Source organism: Marinomonas epiphytica (genome assembly GCF_054780655.1).
On sequence record NZ_BAAGVX010000038.1, the window covers coordinates 202934 to 218169 of the forward strand.

At 43.0% G+C, this 15236-nt stretch carries 15 protein-coding genes; 8 read left to right on the top strand and 7 right to left on the bottom strand.

Features of this window, described 5'->3' with window-relative positions; genetic code table 11:
• Positions 1-18: 18 nt before the first annotated feature.
• Positions 19-1161, top strand: coding sequence for a GNAT family N-acetyltransferase (locus ACYVGZ_RS13345; RefSeq protein ID WP_460756507.1), 1143 nt, complete (start codon positions 19-21; stop codon positions 1159-1161).
• On the opposite strand, the gene ACYVGZ_RS13350 is transcribed toward ACYVGZ_RS13345, so the two are convergent.
• Positions 1148-1597, bottom strand: coding sequence for a group II truncated hemoglobin (locus ACYVGZ_RS13350; protein ID WP_460756510.1), 450 nt, complete (start codon positions 1595-1597; stop codon positions 1148-1150). The two genes, ACYVGZ_RS13345 and ACYVGZ_RS13350, sit on opposite strands and share 14 nt — an antisense overlap.
• Positions 1590-1796 (bottom strand): hypothetical protein, encoded by a 207-nt coding sequence (locus ACYVGZ_RS13355; RefSeq protein WP_460756512.1) that lies wholly within the window; start codon positions 1794-1796, stop codon positions 1590-1592. The genes ACYVGZ_RS13350 and ACYVGZ_RS13355 overlap by 8 nt, the downstream gene beginning before the upstream one ends.
• 353 nt (positions 1797-2149) lie before the next feature.
• On the opposite strand from ACYVGZ_RS13355, the gene ACYVGZ_RS13360 reads away from it, so the two are divergent.
• Complete coding sequence (locus ACYVGZ_RS13360; RefSeq protein ID WP_460756515.1) at positions 2150-3490, top strand: MATE family efflux transporter; 1341 nt, start codon at positions 2150-2152, stop codon at positions 3488-3490.
• Between the two features lie 7 nt (positions 3491-3497).
• On the opposite strand, the gene ACYVGZ_RS13365 is transcribed toward ACYVGZ_RS13360, so the two are convergent.
• Complete coding sequence (locus ACYVGZ_RS13365; RefSeq protein ID WP_460756517.1) at positions 3498-4286, bottom strand: TSUP family transporter; 789 nt, start codon at positions 4284-4286, stop codon at positions 3498-3500.
• Between the two features lie 110 nt (positions 4287-4396).
• Here ACYVGZ_RS13365 and ACYVGZ_RS13370 point away from each other — a divergent pair, with 110 nt between their 5' ends.
• Complete coding sequence (locus ACYVGZ_RS13370) at positions 4397-4612, top strand: DUF2798 domain-containing protein (protein WP_460756520.1); 216 nt, start codon at positions 4397-4399, stop codon at positions 4610-4612.
• A gap of 50 nt (positions 4613-4662) precedes the next feature.
• On the opposite strand, the gene ACYVGZ_RS13375 is transcribed toward ACYVGZ_RS13370, so the two are convergent.
• Positions 4663-5310: a pyridoxamine 5'-phosphate oxidase family protein gene (locus ACYVGZ_RS13375; RefSeq protein ID WP_460756523.1), complete on the bottom strand. Its 648-nt coding sequence runs from the start codon at positions 5308-5310 to the stop codon at positions 4663-4665.
• A gap of 105 nt (positions 5311-5415) precedes the next feature.
• Between ACYVGZ_RS13375 and pdxR the strand changes: the two genes are divergently transcribed.
• Positions 5416-6897: a MocR-like pyridoxine biosynthesis transcription factor PdxR gene (gene pdxR / locus ACYVGZ_RS13380; protein ID WP_460756525.1), complete on the top strand. Its 1482-nt coding sequence runs from the start codon at positions 5416-5418 to the stop codon at positions 6895-6897.
• Positions 6898-6965: 68 nt separating this feature from the next.
• Complete coding sequence (locus tag ACYVGZ_RS13385) at positions 6966-8615, top strand: tannase/feruloyl esterase family alpha/beta hydrolase (RefSeq protein WP_460756527.1); 1650 nt, start codon at positions 6966-6968, stop codon at positions 8613-8615.
• On the opposite strand, the gene ACYVGZ_RS13390 is transcribed toward ACYVGZ_RS13385, so the two are convergent.
• Entirely contained in the window at positions 8612-9358 is a 747-nt protein-coding gene (locus ACYVGZ_RS13390; RefSeq protein WP_460756530.1) for an SDR family oxidoreductase, read from the bottom strand. The two genes, ACYVGZ_RS13385 and ACYVGZ_RS13390, sit on opposite strands and share 4 nt — an antisense overlap.
• A 136-nt stretch (positions 9359-9494) precedes the next feature.
• On the opposite strand from ACYVGZ_RS13390, the gene ACYVGZ_RS13395 reads away from it, so the two are divergent.
• Both ACYVGZ_RS13395 and ACYVGZ_RS13400 read left to right on the top strand, forming a co-directional pair.
• Positions 9495-10097, top strand: coding sequence for a gamma-glutamylcyclotransferase family protein (locus tag ACYVGZ_RS13395; protein WP_460756533.1), 603 nt, complete (start codon positions 9495-9497; stop codon positions 10095-10097).
• On the top strand, positions 10087-11148 hold the full coding sequence (locus ACYVGZ_RS13400) for a methyltransferase (RefSeq protein WP_460756536.1): 1062 nt from the start codon (positions 10087-10089) through the stop codon (positions 11146-11148). Before ACYVGZ_RS13395 ends, ACYVGZ_RS13400 begins: the two co-directional genes overlap by 11 nt.
• A 55-nt stretch (positions 11149-11203) precedes the next feature.
• On the opposite strand, the gene ACYVGZ_RS13405 is transcribed toward ACYVGZ_RS13400, so the two are convergent.
• Together ACYVGZ_RS13405 and ACYVGZ_RS13410 are read right to left on the bottom strand one after the other, a co-directional pair.
• Positions 11204-12613, bottom strand: coding sequence for an alanine/glycine:cation symporter family protein (locus tag ACYVGZ_RS13405; RefSeq protein WP_460756538.1), 1410 nt, complete (start codon positions 12611-12613; stop codon positions 11204-11206).
• A 476-nt stretch (positions 12614-13089) separates the two neighbouring features.
• On the bottom strand, positions 13090-13710 hold the full coding sequence (locus ACYVGZ_RS13410) for an SGNH/GDSL hydrolase family protein (RefSeq protein ID WP_460756541.1): 621 nt from the start codon (positions 13708-13710) through the stop codon (positions 13090-13092).
• 107 nt (positions 13711-13817) lie between these two features.
• On the opposite strand from ACYVGZ_RS13410, the gene ACYVGZ_RS13415 reads away from it, so the two are divergent.
• Positions 13818-15236, top strand: coding sequence for a coniferyl aldehyde dehydrogenase (locus ACYVGZ_RS13415; RefSeq protein ID WP_460756543.1), 1419 nt, complete (start codon positions 13818-13820; stop codon positions 15234-15236).

Genomic DNA, 15236 nt, shown 5'->3' on the forward strand with positions numbered 1-15236 from the left:
CTGGCAAAAAGGCTGACTATGAAGGCGCAATGGTTTCGCAGTGTGGAAGAAATTGGTGTTGATCGTTGGCAGAAAGCCATAGGTAAGACACGCTATCCATTTGCTAGTTTTTACTTTCATAAGGCTTTAGAAGACAGCCAAAGTATCGGTGACGGTTCAGGCTGGTACCCTGAATATTTACTGATCATGGATGATCACGACAATGCTCTTGCCGTGGTGCCCAGTTATTTGAAAACCCACTCTCAAGGTGAGTTTGTGTTTGATCATGCTTGGGCTGAGGCCTATCAGCGCCATGGCATGTCGTACTATCCAAAACGTGTTTGGGCTATCCCCTTTTCCCCCGTAACAGGCCCGAGAATATTTTCTTGTTTAGAGAACGATGTTGTTGAGCAACTTTATCCTACTATTGCTGAGTTGATGACCCAAGCCGATTCAGACCGAGGGTTTAGTAGCTGGCATTTGCTTTTTACGCAACAGTCGGTTGCAAACTCTCTAGCTAATGAAGGGCTATTGACGCGAATTTCTTGTCAATTTCATTGGTTTAATCAAAATTATTCGGATATGGAGTCTTATCTGGAAAGTTTTTCCAGTCGTAAGCGCAAAGTGGCTCGCAAAGAAAGACGCAAAGTAGAAGAGCAAGGCGTCCGCCTAGAAAGGCGCTTAGGTCATCAGGTATCTGCCCAAGAAATTGATTTTTTTTATCTTTGCTATCAGTCAACTTATGCAAAGCGTGGTCAGCGAGGCTACCTATCGCAAGCCTTTTTCTCTGAATTAATACGTACTATGCCAGAGCGCATTTTATTGGTGTTGGCCTTCAGAGGCGAACAAGCCATCGCGGCTTCATGGTGCTTTTACGATGAGCACTCCCTGTATGGTCGTTATTGGGGTTGTACTGAAGAAGTAGACAGCCTTCACTTCGAAGCATGCTATTACCAAGGAATTGAGTTTTGTCTAGAAAATGGGTTACAGCATTTTGATCCTGGCACCCAAGGGGAACACAAAATTGCCCGAGGTTTTCAGCCTGTATTCAGCCATAGTGTGCATTATATCCGCCACCAAAGTTTTCGGGATGCCATAGAACAGTTTTGTCTAGAAGAAGCTGAGGTGGTGCGTGAATACCATCAAGATACCCACTCATTATTACCTTTCAAGCATTCTTAGTGTTCTGATAAACGGCACTAACTTGTTGTATTCGCTCTGCAGGAAATGCCAGCTGTTTTAACAGATAGCTTTTTAGTTCGCCTGAATAATTAAGTTGCTCTAGAGCGTCTGACATGCAGTTTAGCCACATCGTTTTTTCTTTGTCTGTTACAACTAAATGGGCATGGGCTTGAGGTAAATGCATTTTTCCATATTTTTTGGCGTATAAACGCTCTCCTCCCATCCATCCTGATAAGAAAGACACCAGCTTGTCGATAGTAAGGGGAATGTTCTCAGGGTGCATATCAAATAAAGGGCGATACTCAGGGGTATGCTCCATTATTTGATAAAAGCGAGTCACAAGTTCTGTTAAGCCTGATAAGCCGCCTACTGCTTGGAGCGTGGCGTCGCCTTGACCATAGGGAATAAAATGACCACTAGTCTGGGAATCAGTCATTCGTGTTGTGCTCTTTGGGGCTGTTGTCTTTGTCTGCTTTTTCTTTATCCATTTTTATGGAGTTTCGGTAACCACCTAAGGCAGCGAGTGCTCCGATAATAAAACTCATATATAAAGGAATTTGAAAAAGCATGGTGATACTGATAAATACACAGCCAACTGCTAGCCCTTCTAAAATGGGTTTGAGTTGTTTTTTCATAGCGGTTTTGCTCCAAAATGTGAATAACTAGGATTCTAACAAATAAGTGACGAAAAAGGCTTGTGCTGTGGAAAAAAACCTGACTTATCCAAGTTTAAAAACACGCACTTTTTAAAGGAAAACACAAGATTTTTTCTGTGGATAACCCGTACAAAGTGGTTTTTTTGCAGATTTACATTGATATGTGAGGAAAAAAGCGTAAAAAAATCCCATAAAGCCCTTTTTTTGTGTATAACCACCCATGTTACACACATTTTCATTGCAGTTTTGTTTTAAGCTCTTTTGGATTAGTTATCCACATTTTTTGTATTTTCTTTCTAACTGATTTTTCAACACAGGATGTATAGCAGGCTATGGCTCTTTTTCAAACAGATCGGGTTCTACATACCAAAATTTGGAAGATGGCCTGGCCTCCTATGGTGTCAAACATCACTACCCCCTTATTAGGCTTAGTGGACACCGCTGTTGTTGGGCACCTTGGTACTGCCACACATTTAGCGGCCGTTGCTATTGGCGCCAGTATATTTAGTTTTGTTTTTTGGGCCTTTGGCTTTTTACGCATGGGTTCAACAGGTTTAACTGCCCAAGCATTAGGGCAAGACAACCACCACCGCGTCAGAGAGCTATTATTCCAGTCAGTGCTTATGGGAGTCTTGATCGGCTTATTACTAATACTATTTAAAACCCCTATTATTGAGTTGGCACTTGAGCTAATGGCCCCTAGCTCAGAAGTGGAACCTTGGGCAAGACGCTACTGTGAAGCACGTATTATGAGCGCACCTGCTGTATTAGCGGGCTATGCTTTAATGGGCTGGTTTTTTGGTGTGCAGTACTCTAAAGGCCCTTTGTGGATGCTCTTGGTGATCAATATTGCCAATATGATTTTTGATTATTTGGCAGTCTATGGTTTGGGGATGGCAAGTGATGGTGTTGCTTGGGCTACAGTACTGGCTCAATACCTAGGGTTAATCGTGGCATTGAGTCTTGCATGGTGTAAGTTGAATCACTTCAAAGGCACGGTAACCCCACTTAGTTTGCTACAGTGGCGTAAATATGTCGCTCTTATACAAGTGAACCGTTATTTGTTTGTGAGAACAGTGCTCTTGTTGCTGGTAATGCTTTTCTTTACGGCCCAAGGTGCTCGCCAAGGAGACGCTATTCTTGCTGCTAATGCCGTATTGTTAACCTTTTTAATGATTATTTCGAATGCGTTGGATGGCTTTGCTTTCTCTGTTGAAGCTTTATGCGGTGAATATTATGGTCGTAACAATAAGACCATGTTTAAACGTGTGATTGCCCTTTCTACTTATTGGGCTTTATTGTCTGCCGCTTTGCTTACATTAGCTTTTTGGTTATTCGGAGAAAGCATAATAAGTCTACTGACCAGTGTAGAGAGCGTACGACAAGAAGCGGCTCATTATTTGCCTTGGCTTATTTGGTTTCCGCTTTTGGGAATTTGGTCCTTCATGTTAGATGGCGTCTTTATTGGAACAACCTCTGTGAAAACCATGCAAAATAGCATGATTATCTGTGTTGTTGGTGTTTTCTTCCCTGTTTGGTTTGTTTCTCAAGGTATGGGTAACCATGGCTTATGGCTGAGCCAAGCGGCCTTGTTTATTGCCCGCGGCGCCACTCTTTATTGGTGTTATCAACGTAATTTGAAACAGCACATTTGGTTTAAAGAGCAGCGCTAACTTCACTTTACATCATGAATGTAGAGTACAGACCGAAGGCACAAACGATTAACAGGGCACAGCCTATAAATTGGAAAAAGACCGGTGTTTCTGCTTTTTGAATTTTATTATGCAGCTGTTGCCCTAATAAGTGACCAATAAACGCACAAGGTAGTAACCAAAGCTGGTGAATAAGTTGTAAATCCACTCCAGCGATGAAGAAAGACGACATCTTGATGCAGACTAAAATGAACCAAAGGACAAACAGGGTGTCTCTTAATTGGTGCCTGGCGACCTTAGTTGCAAATACAGAGACAATTAATGGAGCACCAATTAAAGAGGTACCACTTACATAACCCCCTAGCATTAGGAAAACAGTGTCGAGTATTTTATTGTTGCTGTAGAAAGGCTTATTAATAATGTAAGAGACAGCAAAAATAGCCACGATAACAAAGATAACGCCTGTCACTATATCGCTAGGTAGAGTCAGTAGGCCAAATACGCCGATTAATTTAGGAACCAGCATAATACCCAATGCTTTTTTCAAATAGGCCCAATCAATATTGCTTTGGGATGCTAAATTATCTGAAGAAGCGGTTTTTTTAGCCTGCTGCGCTCCTTGCCAAGCAATCCAGCTAGAAAAAATTAGCAGATGGATTGAAATGATGGGTAAGAATATTAGCGGATCATTTTCAACCAATAGCAGAAAGGGTAAGGCCAGCACTGCACCACCAAATCCTAAACCGCTGCGGACAAAGCCACTCCAAATAAAAATGATGCCGATGAGTGTATACTGCCACCAAACTAGATGCTCCATGTTCGTCCTTAAATGTATAAGTAATCTGTCTGACAGTAAGTTTATCTTGCTTAATAAGAGATAGAAATAAAATTATATCAGGGGTAAAAGCTTGATGAATGAGGTTAATAATGAAATTTCGTGTGTATTTTGCCGTTTTAATGTCCTGTGTTTTGTCTTTCTTAATGTCGGGCTGGATTACCTTTATTAATATCGGCTTAGTAGATAGATTTTTCTCCGCATGGATGGCTGCTTGGTGCCTAGCTTGGCCTGCCGCAGCCGTAATTGCCTTTTTATTTGCCCCTAAAGTCCAGCAAATTAGTCGTTATTTGGCTGACCGGTTTTAGGGGCTGCCGCTAGAAAAACATGTTCTTTCAATGGCTTGTGCCAAAGCGAGCTAGTACGCCCTTGGGGGTTGTGCAACCGGGTAATCCTGTTGTTGCTTAGGATCTTGTTGCGGCTTTCCCCATTGCCTGTCTAATGGTAATACGCCCGCCCAAACTGGCCAACTGTAGTCTTCTTCGTCATCAATAGGTGGCTCATTACGAAGTTTAATAGAGGCTTCTTCGATTTTAATTCTAACAAGTCCAGTTGCTTTGACTTCTTGATCGGTAACTGGGCGCAGATTTTGCCAGCGATTAGGACTCACCTTGTCTAGAAAGAGCTCAAACTGGCGCATTTTTTCATCTTTGTCGGTTATGAGCTCAGGTACACCAAATAAAGTCACTGAACGATAGTTGACTGAATGATGAAATGCAGAGCGAGCCATGACTAATCCATCAAGTAAGCAAATATTAATGCAAACTTTTTGCTGGGCCTGACTCGCATCGTGGACATTGCGTGCCTTTGCATGGCCGTGCCAGTATAAGTACTGCCCATCGCGCCAATGGCAGGTTGGAACGATAAAGGTTTGATCTTGCTTCTGTTGAGCAACATGGCATAGCAAAGCGGCATCAATGATTTCATACGCTGTTTGTTGATCATACTGGGCTCTTTTAGGCCCTCTTTTGACTTGGCTTAAACTGGTCTTCAAATCAGCACTCATTCTAGATCTCCTTGTGTTTTCTCTACTGCTTGGTTATAACGCCAATATAAAGGCATCTGGATTTATCAAAAATATCCAGATTGAAGAAAAAATTAGAGGCCAGATATGACATATGCGTTGGCTAGCTTGAGAATTTCCTTGCAATCTAATGGGCAGGCTTACTATGCCCAATTAGTACAGCAAATTTATTCAGGTGTTCAAAATGGTGAACTTTTAGCTGGCGATAAACTGCCCTCAAGCCGTTCACTAGCTCAGTCACTAGGCGTATCCCGTACAACCATTAACAGGGCCTATGATCAGCTCATTAGTGAAGGCGTATTGCGTACTGAACAAAAGAAAGGGGTATTTGTTGCCCTATCTAAATTACAAGCTAACACTGTACCCACAATAATGCTTGATGATAAAACTGTTCATAGTGAACCCTCGCCTTTAAGGTTTGATTCCGGAGTGGATGTTGGTGCCTTTCCAAATAAAGAATGGGCCTCCAGTATGAGACGAAGCTGGCTCAATCCCGATGCACAAATATTACAAGGCAGCTATACAACGGGTTATCCACCTTTGAAAGCAGCGATTGCAGATTATTTGAAAAGGGCAAGAGGGCTCGATTGCACTACAGAGCAAATTATTATCACGGCAGGCAGTCGAGACTCACTAATGTTGTTGCAACATGCGCTAAGTCGTAGAGGACGTATTTGCTGGTGGCTAGAGGAAGCTACTTACAGCCCTATGCGTGAAGTACTTCAGCAGATCACTGCTTGTCGCACGCTAAGCGTTGATCAACAAGGCGCTCAGTGTCCCCAAACGATAGAGCAAACAGCCCAAGTACAACAAGTTTCTTTAGTCACCCCTAATCGGCAATATCCTTTAGGAATGAGTATGGACTCTGAGCGGCGTCAGCAGTGGTTGCAACAATTACAAGCGCCCAACCACTGGGTGGTCGAAGACGATTACGATAATGAATTTGTGTATTACGGGCGTCCGGAGCGGCCTTTCACACAAGCCGCTAGCCTTTATGCAGCGGCGAGCAGTAAAGTGCTTTTTGTTGGCAGCTTTTCTAAAGTTATGTTTCGTGGTTTACGGGTTGGCTACATTGTTGCTCCTCTTTCTCTCTTACCTGATTTACAACACAGCCAACGACAAATAGGTTTATCAGCATCTCAACCTATTCAGCCAGCCTTGGCTGATTTTATTTTGCAGGGACGCTTTGACCGACACATTAACCGTATGCGACGTCATTACAAATTAAAGCGAGATGTGTTACTCGATTTATTAAAAAATAATCTAAGTGATTGGTTTGATTGGCAAGTTCCTAGCGGCGGTATGCATGTGTTAGTGAAATTTAAGGCGACTTTTTTGCAATCCAGAAGCACTCTGGGTTTGCCTGACTGGATCGATAAATGGTTAGCAGAAGACCTAAAAAGTCACAATATACAATTATCGAGCTTATCTTCACACTATGCGAAGCCAAACTTGATGGAGCAAGGCTTCGTGATGGGGTTCAGTGCACCCAAAAAAGAAGAAATGCTTCAGATTATTGAAACAATGAAAAAATGGTTACAGTTACATCTTCCTGTTAATCCTTTTTGATTGACTTGTTGTCAATGCTTGAGCTTGCTATAAATTAATTCGTCAAAGCATTTAAATGGATATGAGTAATGGCGTTCGTGGTTTATTTAAGATTCAGTGTATTAGTATTACTTTGCTTAGTACCATATAGCCAAGCCGCTAGGTTAACCTGCCAATCTATGGTAGATCATGCTCCGCAGGGTGTTCAGTTAACCGCGTCCAAATATTTGCCTAATGACGACGTAACATCCCGATATTGTTTGTTACGGGGCAAGGTGCCAAGCCGTCTAGGTAGCGATGGTTATACCTACCAATTGGAGTTCGAGCTAAGATTACCTGATTCTTGGCAGGGGCGTTTTGCTTATCAGTTTAACGATGGGCATGGTGGTATTGTTGAACCTGCGTTGGGCCAACTCACAGGATTAAGAGCTACTGAATTTGCGGTGAATCAAGGCTTTGCCGTTTTATCAAGTAACGATGGACATAATGCGCGGCAGCAAACGTTAGCTGGCGTCGTTAAATCCACACTATTTGCTCATGACCCACAAGCTCGTATCAATTATGGTTATCAAACCGTTGCTCAGCTCTTCCCAATTGCTACTCAATTGACAGAAACCTACTACCAGCAAGCCATTCAATATACTTATGGAATGGGGCAAGGGAATGGTGGTCGTATGGCGATTGTTGCGGCTTCTCGATTCCCTGAAATGTTTGATGGACTGATTGCAGAAGCTCCTGGCATAAACATGCCTAAATCGGCCCTACAATTTCCTTGGGACACCCAGATACTACACCGCCTAAATACAGATATACGGCTGTCGCTTAGCAAACGAGAACTGAACCTATTTGTTCAATCTTTATTGCAACAGTGTGATGCTTTGGATGGTATCAACGACGACTTGATTCTTGCCTACCGTCAGTGTGCGGAACACTTCGAAGCAACAGCTGTTACCTGTACTAATCGCTTTGATCGTCACTGTTTGTCGGCGCAAACGACAGGTGCGCTGATCACCATGCATAAAGGCCCCCATAATAGTAATAATAAAGCGTTATACAGTGATTGGTTGTTCGATACTGGGATACGAAGCCAAAACTGGCGTGACTGGAAAGTGCAAAGTCGTATTGCCAGTTGGGATTACCAACCTTATAACAGTGTCATGGGAGCTTCAGCGCTTGCTAACATATTTATGACGCCACCAGTCGATGTAATAGGAACGCCCTATTCATTAGAAACTTTTTTGTTGAATTTTGACTTTGATAGAGACGCTCCCAACATTAACACAACACATAAGCAGTTTACCCAGTCTGCAATGGATTTCATGTCGGGATCTGAAGTGAACCCAAAATTAGAGCACTTTCATCGAAATGGCGGGAAAATAATGGTGTTTCATGGTAACAGTGATCCACTTTTCTCAGCAAAGGATACAATGCGTTGGTTCGACTTTCTTAACTTTCATCATCATGGCAAGGTCAATGATTTTGTTCGTTTGTTCCTCGTGCCAGGTATGCCGCATGGTGAAGGAGGCAGCTCGACAGATCGTTTTGATATACTTAAAGCAACGGTTGCATGGGTAGAAGCGAAACAAGCTCCAAGCAAAATTATTGCTTATACTCGAACGGAAAATCCAGAGATCACACCCCGTTTGGCGGGCGTTAGTCGGCCACTGTGTGCTTACCCTAAACAGGCTTTTTATAAAGCTGGCCCCTTCCGACAAGCCAGCTCTTTTGCGTGCCGTTAACGCCCTCCAGCAACATTAATAAAACTACCTGTCGTGTAGCTGGATTTGTCACTGAGTAACCATAGGATAGACTCAGCGACTTCCTCAGGGGCTCCGCCTCTTCCCATAGGGATACTGGGAGCTAACCTATTAACTCTATCTGGTTCTCCACCATCACTGTGCATGTCGGTATGAATAAAGCCTGGTCGCACCACGTTGACTCGGATGCCTTCATCGGCAACCTCTTTCGCTAATCCCATTGAAAAGGTATCGATAGCCCCTTTACTAGCAGCATAATCGACATATTCATTGGGCGAGCCCGTCAGCGCAGCGAGAGATGAGACATTAACAATACTTCCGCCCTGACCTCCTAAGCTTTTTGCCATATGTGTAATGGCTTTTTGGCTGACCAACATAGTACCAAAAACATTTGTTTGGAATATTCTTTGCCAGCGCTTAGGGTCTGTTTTTACAAAGGTATTTTGTGTTTCTAAAATTCCTGCATTATTGACCAAGGCATTTAATTTTCCCCAGCGCTGTTCAATTGTTTGGAACATGAGTGAAACGTCATTTGGGTCACTTACGTCCCCTTGAATGACATAGGCTTTTCCACCCTTCTCGTTAATTTCTGAGGCGAGCAGCTGAGCGGCTTGCTCATTTTTCAAATAATTGACTAGGACAAGGTAGCCTTGTTGAGCGGCAAGTTTTGCGGTAGCTGCACCTATACCTCGGCTAGCACCGGTAATAAGAAGAATGGGTGACATTGGACCTCCAAGAAAGGATGTTGATTTCACCATCATGGTCATATGGCAATCTAAAGACAAGACTGGTACTGGTATTTTTAGCAAGTTATCATGCCCAAATCATTCGTTTCATTGATACATTCGGGAGGATATACAAGTGGAAAACCGTCATTTTATTTTAGGGTATGGTAGTCTCATAAACAGTGTAAGCCGAGCGAAAACAGGTGAAACGGGCCAAGTTTGGCCAGTCAAACTTGATGGTTTTCAACGCCATTGGTCCATTATGTCGAGGGATGCTGTAATGAGCTCGGTGGCGGTTGTACAAGCGAGGGGGGAATCTTGTAATGGGGTTTTGGTTGAGGTTCCTGAAGATCAATTTCCTCTTTTTGATGAACGAGAAACGGGTTATCACAGAGCGAAAATAGATCTACAACAACTCACCAGTTACAGTGAGGAGCCTTTACCTAATGGCACGTATTGGGTGTATTACACAGACAATGTGTTAATCCCTAACCAGCAATCACCAATCGTGCTAAGCTATCTTGATGTAATTTTGTCAGGTTGTTTGGAGCACGGAGACGCTTTTGCGCAAGACTTTCTCGCTCTAACGAAAGGCTGGCAAGCGCCTTTATTAAATGACCGCCAACAGCCTCGTTATCCGAGAGTACAACCAGAACTATCGACAGAACGCCTGAATACCCTATTAGCCCCAGTTTCTACATTATCCATTAAAGAGTTAGCAACTTCTTATGAATCATAATCCGACCAGTCAATTACTGGCACGAAATGAAGACCAGTTGATTGGCAAGGTGTTATTTGCCAATCCTGAGGACACTTATCCGCACACCTTGTCACATCAGGCCCAGGTGTACGCTTGGTGCCAATCTAAAACCCAGTTTGATAACTTACTAAAAGTTGGTTTTACCGAGCAACAATGTGATTTTTCTGCTGTTTGGGATGCGCAGAAAGCAGATCAGTTTGATCATATTGTGATTTATCAGCCGAAAGCAAAAGAGCTTTTAAACTATCTATTAGCTGTGTGCCTGCCACTTTTGAAAGTTGGAGGGCAAATCTGGCTAGTGGGAGATAACAAAAGTGGTGTGAAGTCTTCAGCTAAGCAGTTAAGCCCTAAACTGGATGACGTGGGTAAAATAGATAGTGCTAAACACTGCTTGCTCTTCATGGGTTATAAGCGGGAAGAAAGTGCGAATTTTGTGCTGGATGATTGGGTGTTAACTTGGCAGCAAGAGGTTGCTGGGCAAACCATGACCATTTGCAGTCTGCCTGGTGTGTTTGGCCACGGTAAACTGGATAAAGGTACTGAGCTACTTTTAGAGCAGTTAAACCAACATCGGTTTATGAGTCACGCGATGGATGCCCGAATGCTCGACTTTGGTTGTGGAGACGGCATTATCTCTTTATGGCTGCATAATAAAACAGGGGCAACTATTACCGCGTTAGATGATAGCGCTTTAGCATTGTTAGCCACCAAGCTGACCTTTGCTGCTAATAATGTCTCTGAAAAGCTTATCTTAATTGCTTCTAATGGATTGCAAGAAGTGAAAGGACGGTTTAATTATGTCATTACCAATCCGCCTTTCCATACCGGCATAAACACGGACTATAGTATTGCGGAAAGCTTTTTCATGCAGGTAAAGCAACACTTGACTTTAAATGGCGAATTATTCGTCGTTGCTAATGACTTCTTACGTTACCCACCACTTATTGATGCTGCTCTTGGTTCTCATACTCGATTGTTGAGAGAAAAAGGCTTTGCCCTTTACCATGGGCGACAAATGAAAAATCGTTAATAAAAAAATGCCTTTACCTATTCAGATAAAGGCGTTTTAGTTCATAGTCGATCTATTACTTTTTGTCTTCTTGCCAAATAGTAAGATCAATTTTTTCAGACACCTCAGGGTAATCTTTTGGATTAAATACAGGGGAGTCTGTGTGCTTACGTTGAGCAAAGTAGTCTTTCGTTAGCTTAACCACTAATCCAGATAAGAGAAGGATCGCAATTAGGTTGACGGTCGCCATCAATCCCATCGCGGCATCAGCTAGGTTGAATACCGTCGCAACGCTTTCGTAAGCGCCCCAAATAACCATTAGCAGACCCGCTATACGCAATACAAACACACCTAGTTTGCCACCTTTAAGGTAGACAACAGCGTTCTCTGCGTAAGAGTAGTTACCAATAATAGAAGTAAAGGCAAAGAAGAAAATGGCGATGGCAATAAAGTAGGTACCTGCTGAGCCAATGTGCGCACCCATAGCCGCTTGAGTTAGCGGAACACCGGTTAAGTTAGAGCCAGTTTCTAAAACACCAGACATTAAAATAAGTATCGCGGTAGCGGTACATACTAAAATGGTATCAATGAACACGCCAAGGCCCTGTACTAAACCCTGTGAAGAAGGGTGATGTGGATTTGGGGTCGCAACGGCTGCAATGTTCGGCGCAGAGCCCATACCAGCCTCGTTAGAGAATAAACCTCGCTTAATGCCGTTTAGCATGGCACCTGCGATTCCGCCCACGGCTTCTTCAAAGCCAAATGCGCTTTTCACAATCAGAGCCAATATGTGTGGAACCTCAGACAGATTAGTGACGATGACGTATAAGGCCACGAGTAGATACAAGCCGGCCATAATCGGCACAATAAACTCAGCGACTTTGGCAATGGTACGAATACCGCCAAAAATCACAATACCCGCAAGAACCGCAACAACGACACCGATGCTGATTGGCGGTAATCCAAAAGCACCTTCCATTGCACCTGCAATAGAGTTAGCCTGAACAGCGTTAAATACCAAACCAAACGCAATAATGAGAGAAATCGCGAAAATTGCACCAGCCCATGGTGCTTTTAAGCCTTTCGACATATAGAAGGCAGGGCCTCCACGTAGCTGACCATTTTCATCACGTGTTTTGAACAGTTGCGCCAATGTACTTTCAGCATACGCTGTTGTCATTCCGACTAAGGCAACCATCCACATCCAAAAAATGGCACCTGGTCCGCCCAACGTAATTGCTACTGCAACACCTGCAAGGTTTCCGGTACCGATACGGGATGCCAAACTCGTACACAGAGCTTGGAATGGAGAAATGCCGCCTTTGTCTTTGCTGGGTGATTTAAGCACTGAACGGAAGAATTCGGGGAAATGACGGATTTGTAAAAAGCCTAAACGAATGGTGAAGTATAGACCTACTGCAAGTAATCCATAGATAAGAATATAACCCCAAAAAATATTGTTGAGGAAGTTTATTATTGAGTCCATGTGGTACTACCTATTATTTTCGACAGAAAAAATTTGGCGGTAGCCTATAGGGTTTTGTTACAAATTTAAACATTGAAATGTGAAAATGATCAAAAATAGTGCAGTTGTGGTCGCGTATTGAACAGTTCTTGACGTTTTTGGTGGTTATTTGAGCAGATAGGTTTGCTTTTCGTTTCTGTTTTGGCGAACAGACATTGTTTGCGCCATAACGAGGCGCTATTTGTGGATAACTTTGTGAAAGAAAAATCTGATCAGAAACTAATCAGTGTATGTAGGCTGTCTGGTTTTTTATACAGTGCTTTTAAGGCTCAAAATTGCACCTATTTGTGTACCAATGAAAATAACGATGCAAAATAAAAAAAGAGGTTTGGCTTTATCTACCTTATTTAGCTGCTAAAGCGATAACAAGGCTCTTACAAGCCCTGCTTAGCTTATTGTAGGTTTTTGGTTTTTTTGTATAAAAATCAACAAATTAACTATAATTTGTGCGCTAGTAAATTTGCGATCGCTTGCCCCAAGGCCTCATTACCTTGAGCATCTAGATGGATGCCGTCAATGAGACTCGGTTGTATCACCCCTGCTGAATTTAAGAATAAGCAATCATTTTCGCTGGCAACACTTTGATAATACTGATGAAAATGTTGGGATTTTTCGACAGCTCCAGCAAAACTTTCAGTCATGTTTCCAGTTGGGGATAAAATATTAGGCGGGGCAACAACAAGGATTTTTGGGTAAGGAAAACCCTGGGGGTTAGGAGTACGAGCCTTCTTAATTAATTGTTCAATACCCTTGGCTGCCTCGAATGCCCCTATGTTGAAATGGCGTTTTAAGTCATTTGTCCCTAGCATAATGATAAGCACATCCACTGGACCAAAGGTCTCGAGCGCGGCTTGAATGTAAGTAAGACCATTGCGTCCTTCAGAGAAAGGATCTTGCCAAATCGTAGTTCGGCCCGGTAATCCGAAATTGATGACTGTATGCTCAAGTCCTAATGCCGACTGCAAAATGGACGGCCAACGCAAATGCTCAGGATATCGCCCTCCGTTAGGTACGCTTCCCCAAGTTAAAGAGTCTCCGTAACATAAAATGGTTGCCATGGTGTTCTCCTTTTTTATTCTCAAGTTTAGCTAAGAAATGCGTAATAACATAGTTCGTGTTAGGCTGTGTTCTTCAGAAATAAAAATTATAATATACGAGCGTTATTATGACTTTTAAACATAATGGTGAATATCTAGACACAGCTTTTACTCGTCTAAAAGGGTTATTTGAAAGTCACCCTTATCCTTCTTATGAGCAGCGTCAACAGCTGCTTACCTCACTACAACAAGGGCTTCTGCAGTATGAAGATGAGTTACTTGACGCATTAAATGCAGATTATGGTAACAGGCGACCAGAAGAATCTCGTTTGATTGAGCTTTTACCTACCTTTAGTGAGCTCAAACACGCCAAAAAGTCGTTAAAGCAATGGATGAAGCCTGCAAGGCGTAAAACACATATCAGTATTCAGCCCTCGCAGGCAAAGGTGATTCATCAACCAAAAGGGGTGATTGGTGTCATATCGCCATGGAATTACCCTATTTTATTAGCACTGGGCCCCTTGATTGGCGCTATTGCGGCTGGAAACAGAGTTATGTTGAAAGTCTCTGAGTTCTGTCCAGCAACGAATCAAGTGCTGTCGCGCTTACTCGCCGAATCACTGGGGGAGGATTGGGTTGTGCTAATCGAGGGAGAGGCTCAGGTTGCCAATCATTTTACCCAGTTAGCTTTTGATCATATTCTCTTTACTGGCTCGACCTTAGTTGGTGCCAAGGTGATGGAAAATGCAGCGAAAAACTTAACGCCAGTCACCCTTGAGTTAGGAGGAAAGTCCCCCCTTGTTATAACAGAAAGCGCCAACATTCAGCGTGTTGTCAGTCGAGCGCTATTTGGTAAGATTCTCAATGCAGGCCAAACTTGTGTTGCTCCCGATTACATCCTTTGTCACCAAAGCAAAAAAGCTGAATTAGTGAGTAAGCTCAAAGAAGAACTTGCTAAACTGTACCCTAAAGGTATAAATAGTGAAGACTATACCTCAATGATTAATGAACGCCAGTTGTCACGGCTTAAGAGCTATCTAGCCCAAGCGGAAGAGTTAGGTGTTAACTGTGAGAATATTTTACCTCAAGGGCCTAAAGAGCATGATGGAAAATTTGCTTTACACCTTGTGCATGAGCCTTCTAACGAATTGCAATTAATGCAAGATGAAATCTTCGGCCCGATTTTACCTATTCTTACTTATGACACTTTTGATGAGGCTTTGACTCATATTAACCAAGGGCAGAGACCACTGGCGATGTATGTTTTCACTCAAGACAAACTTGAGATGAAATTGAGCGAAGAGCGTGTTCACAGTGGTAGCTTGGTATTTAACCATACCTTAATTCAGGTGGCTCAAGTAGATCTTCCGTTTGGGGGAATTGGGCATTCAGGCATGGGGGCGTATCATGCCCAGGAAGGTTTTCAGACGTTCTCCCACAATAAGGCTACTCTATACAAGCACGGGCCTGACTTGCTGAAGCGATTTTTACCCCCTTATCGCGCTTGGCCGCACCGTTTGATGAAGAAAATCTGGCGGTACCTGTAG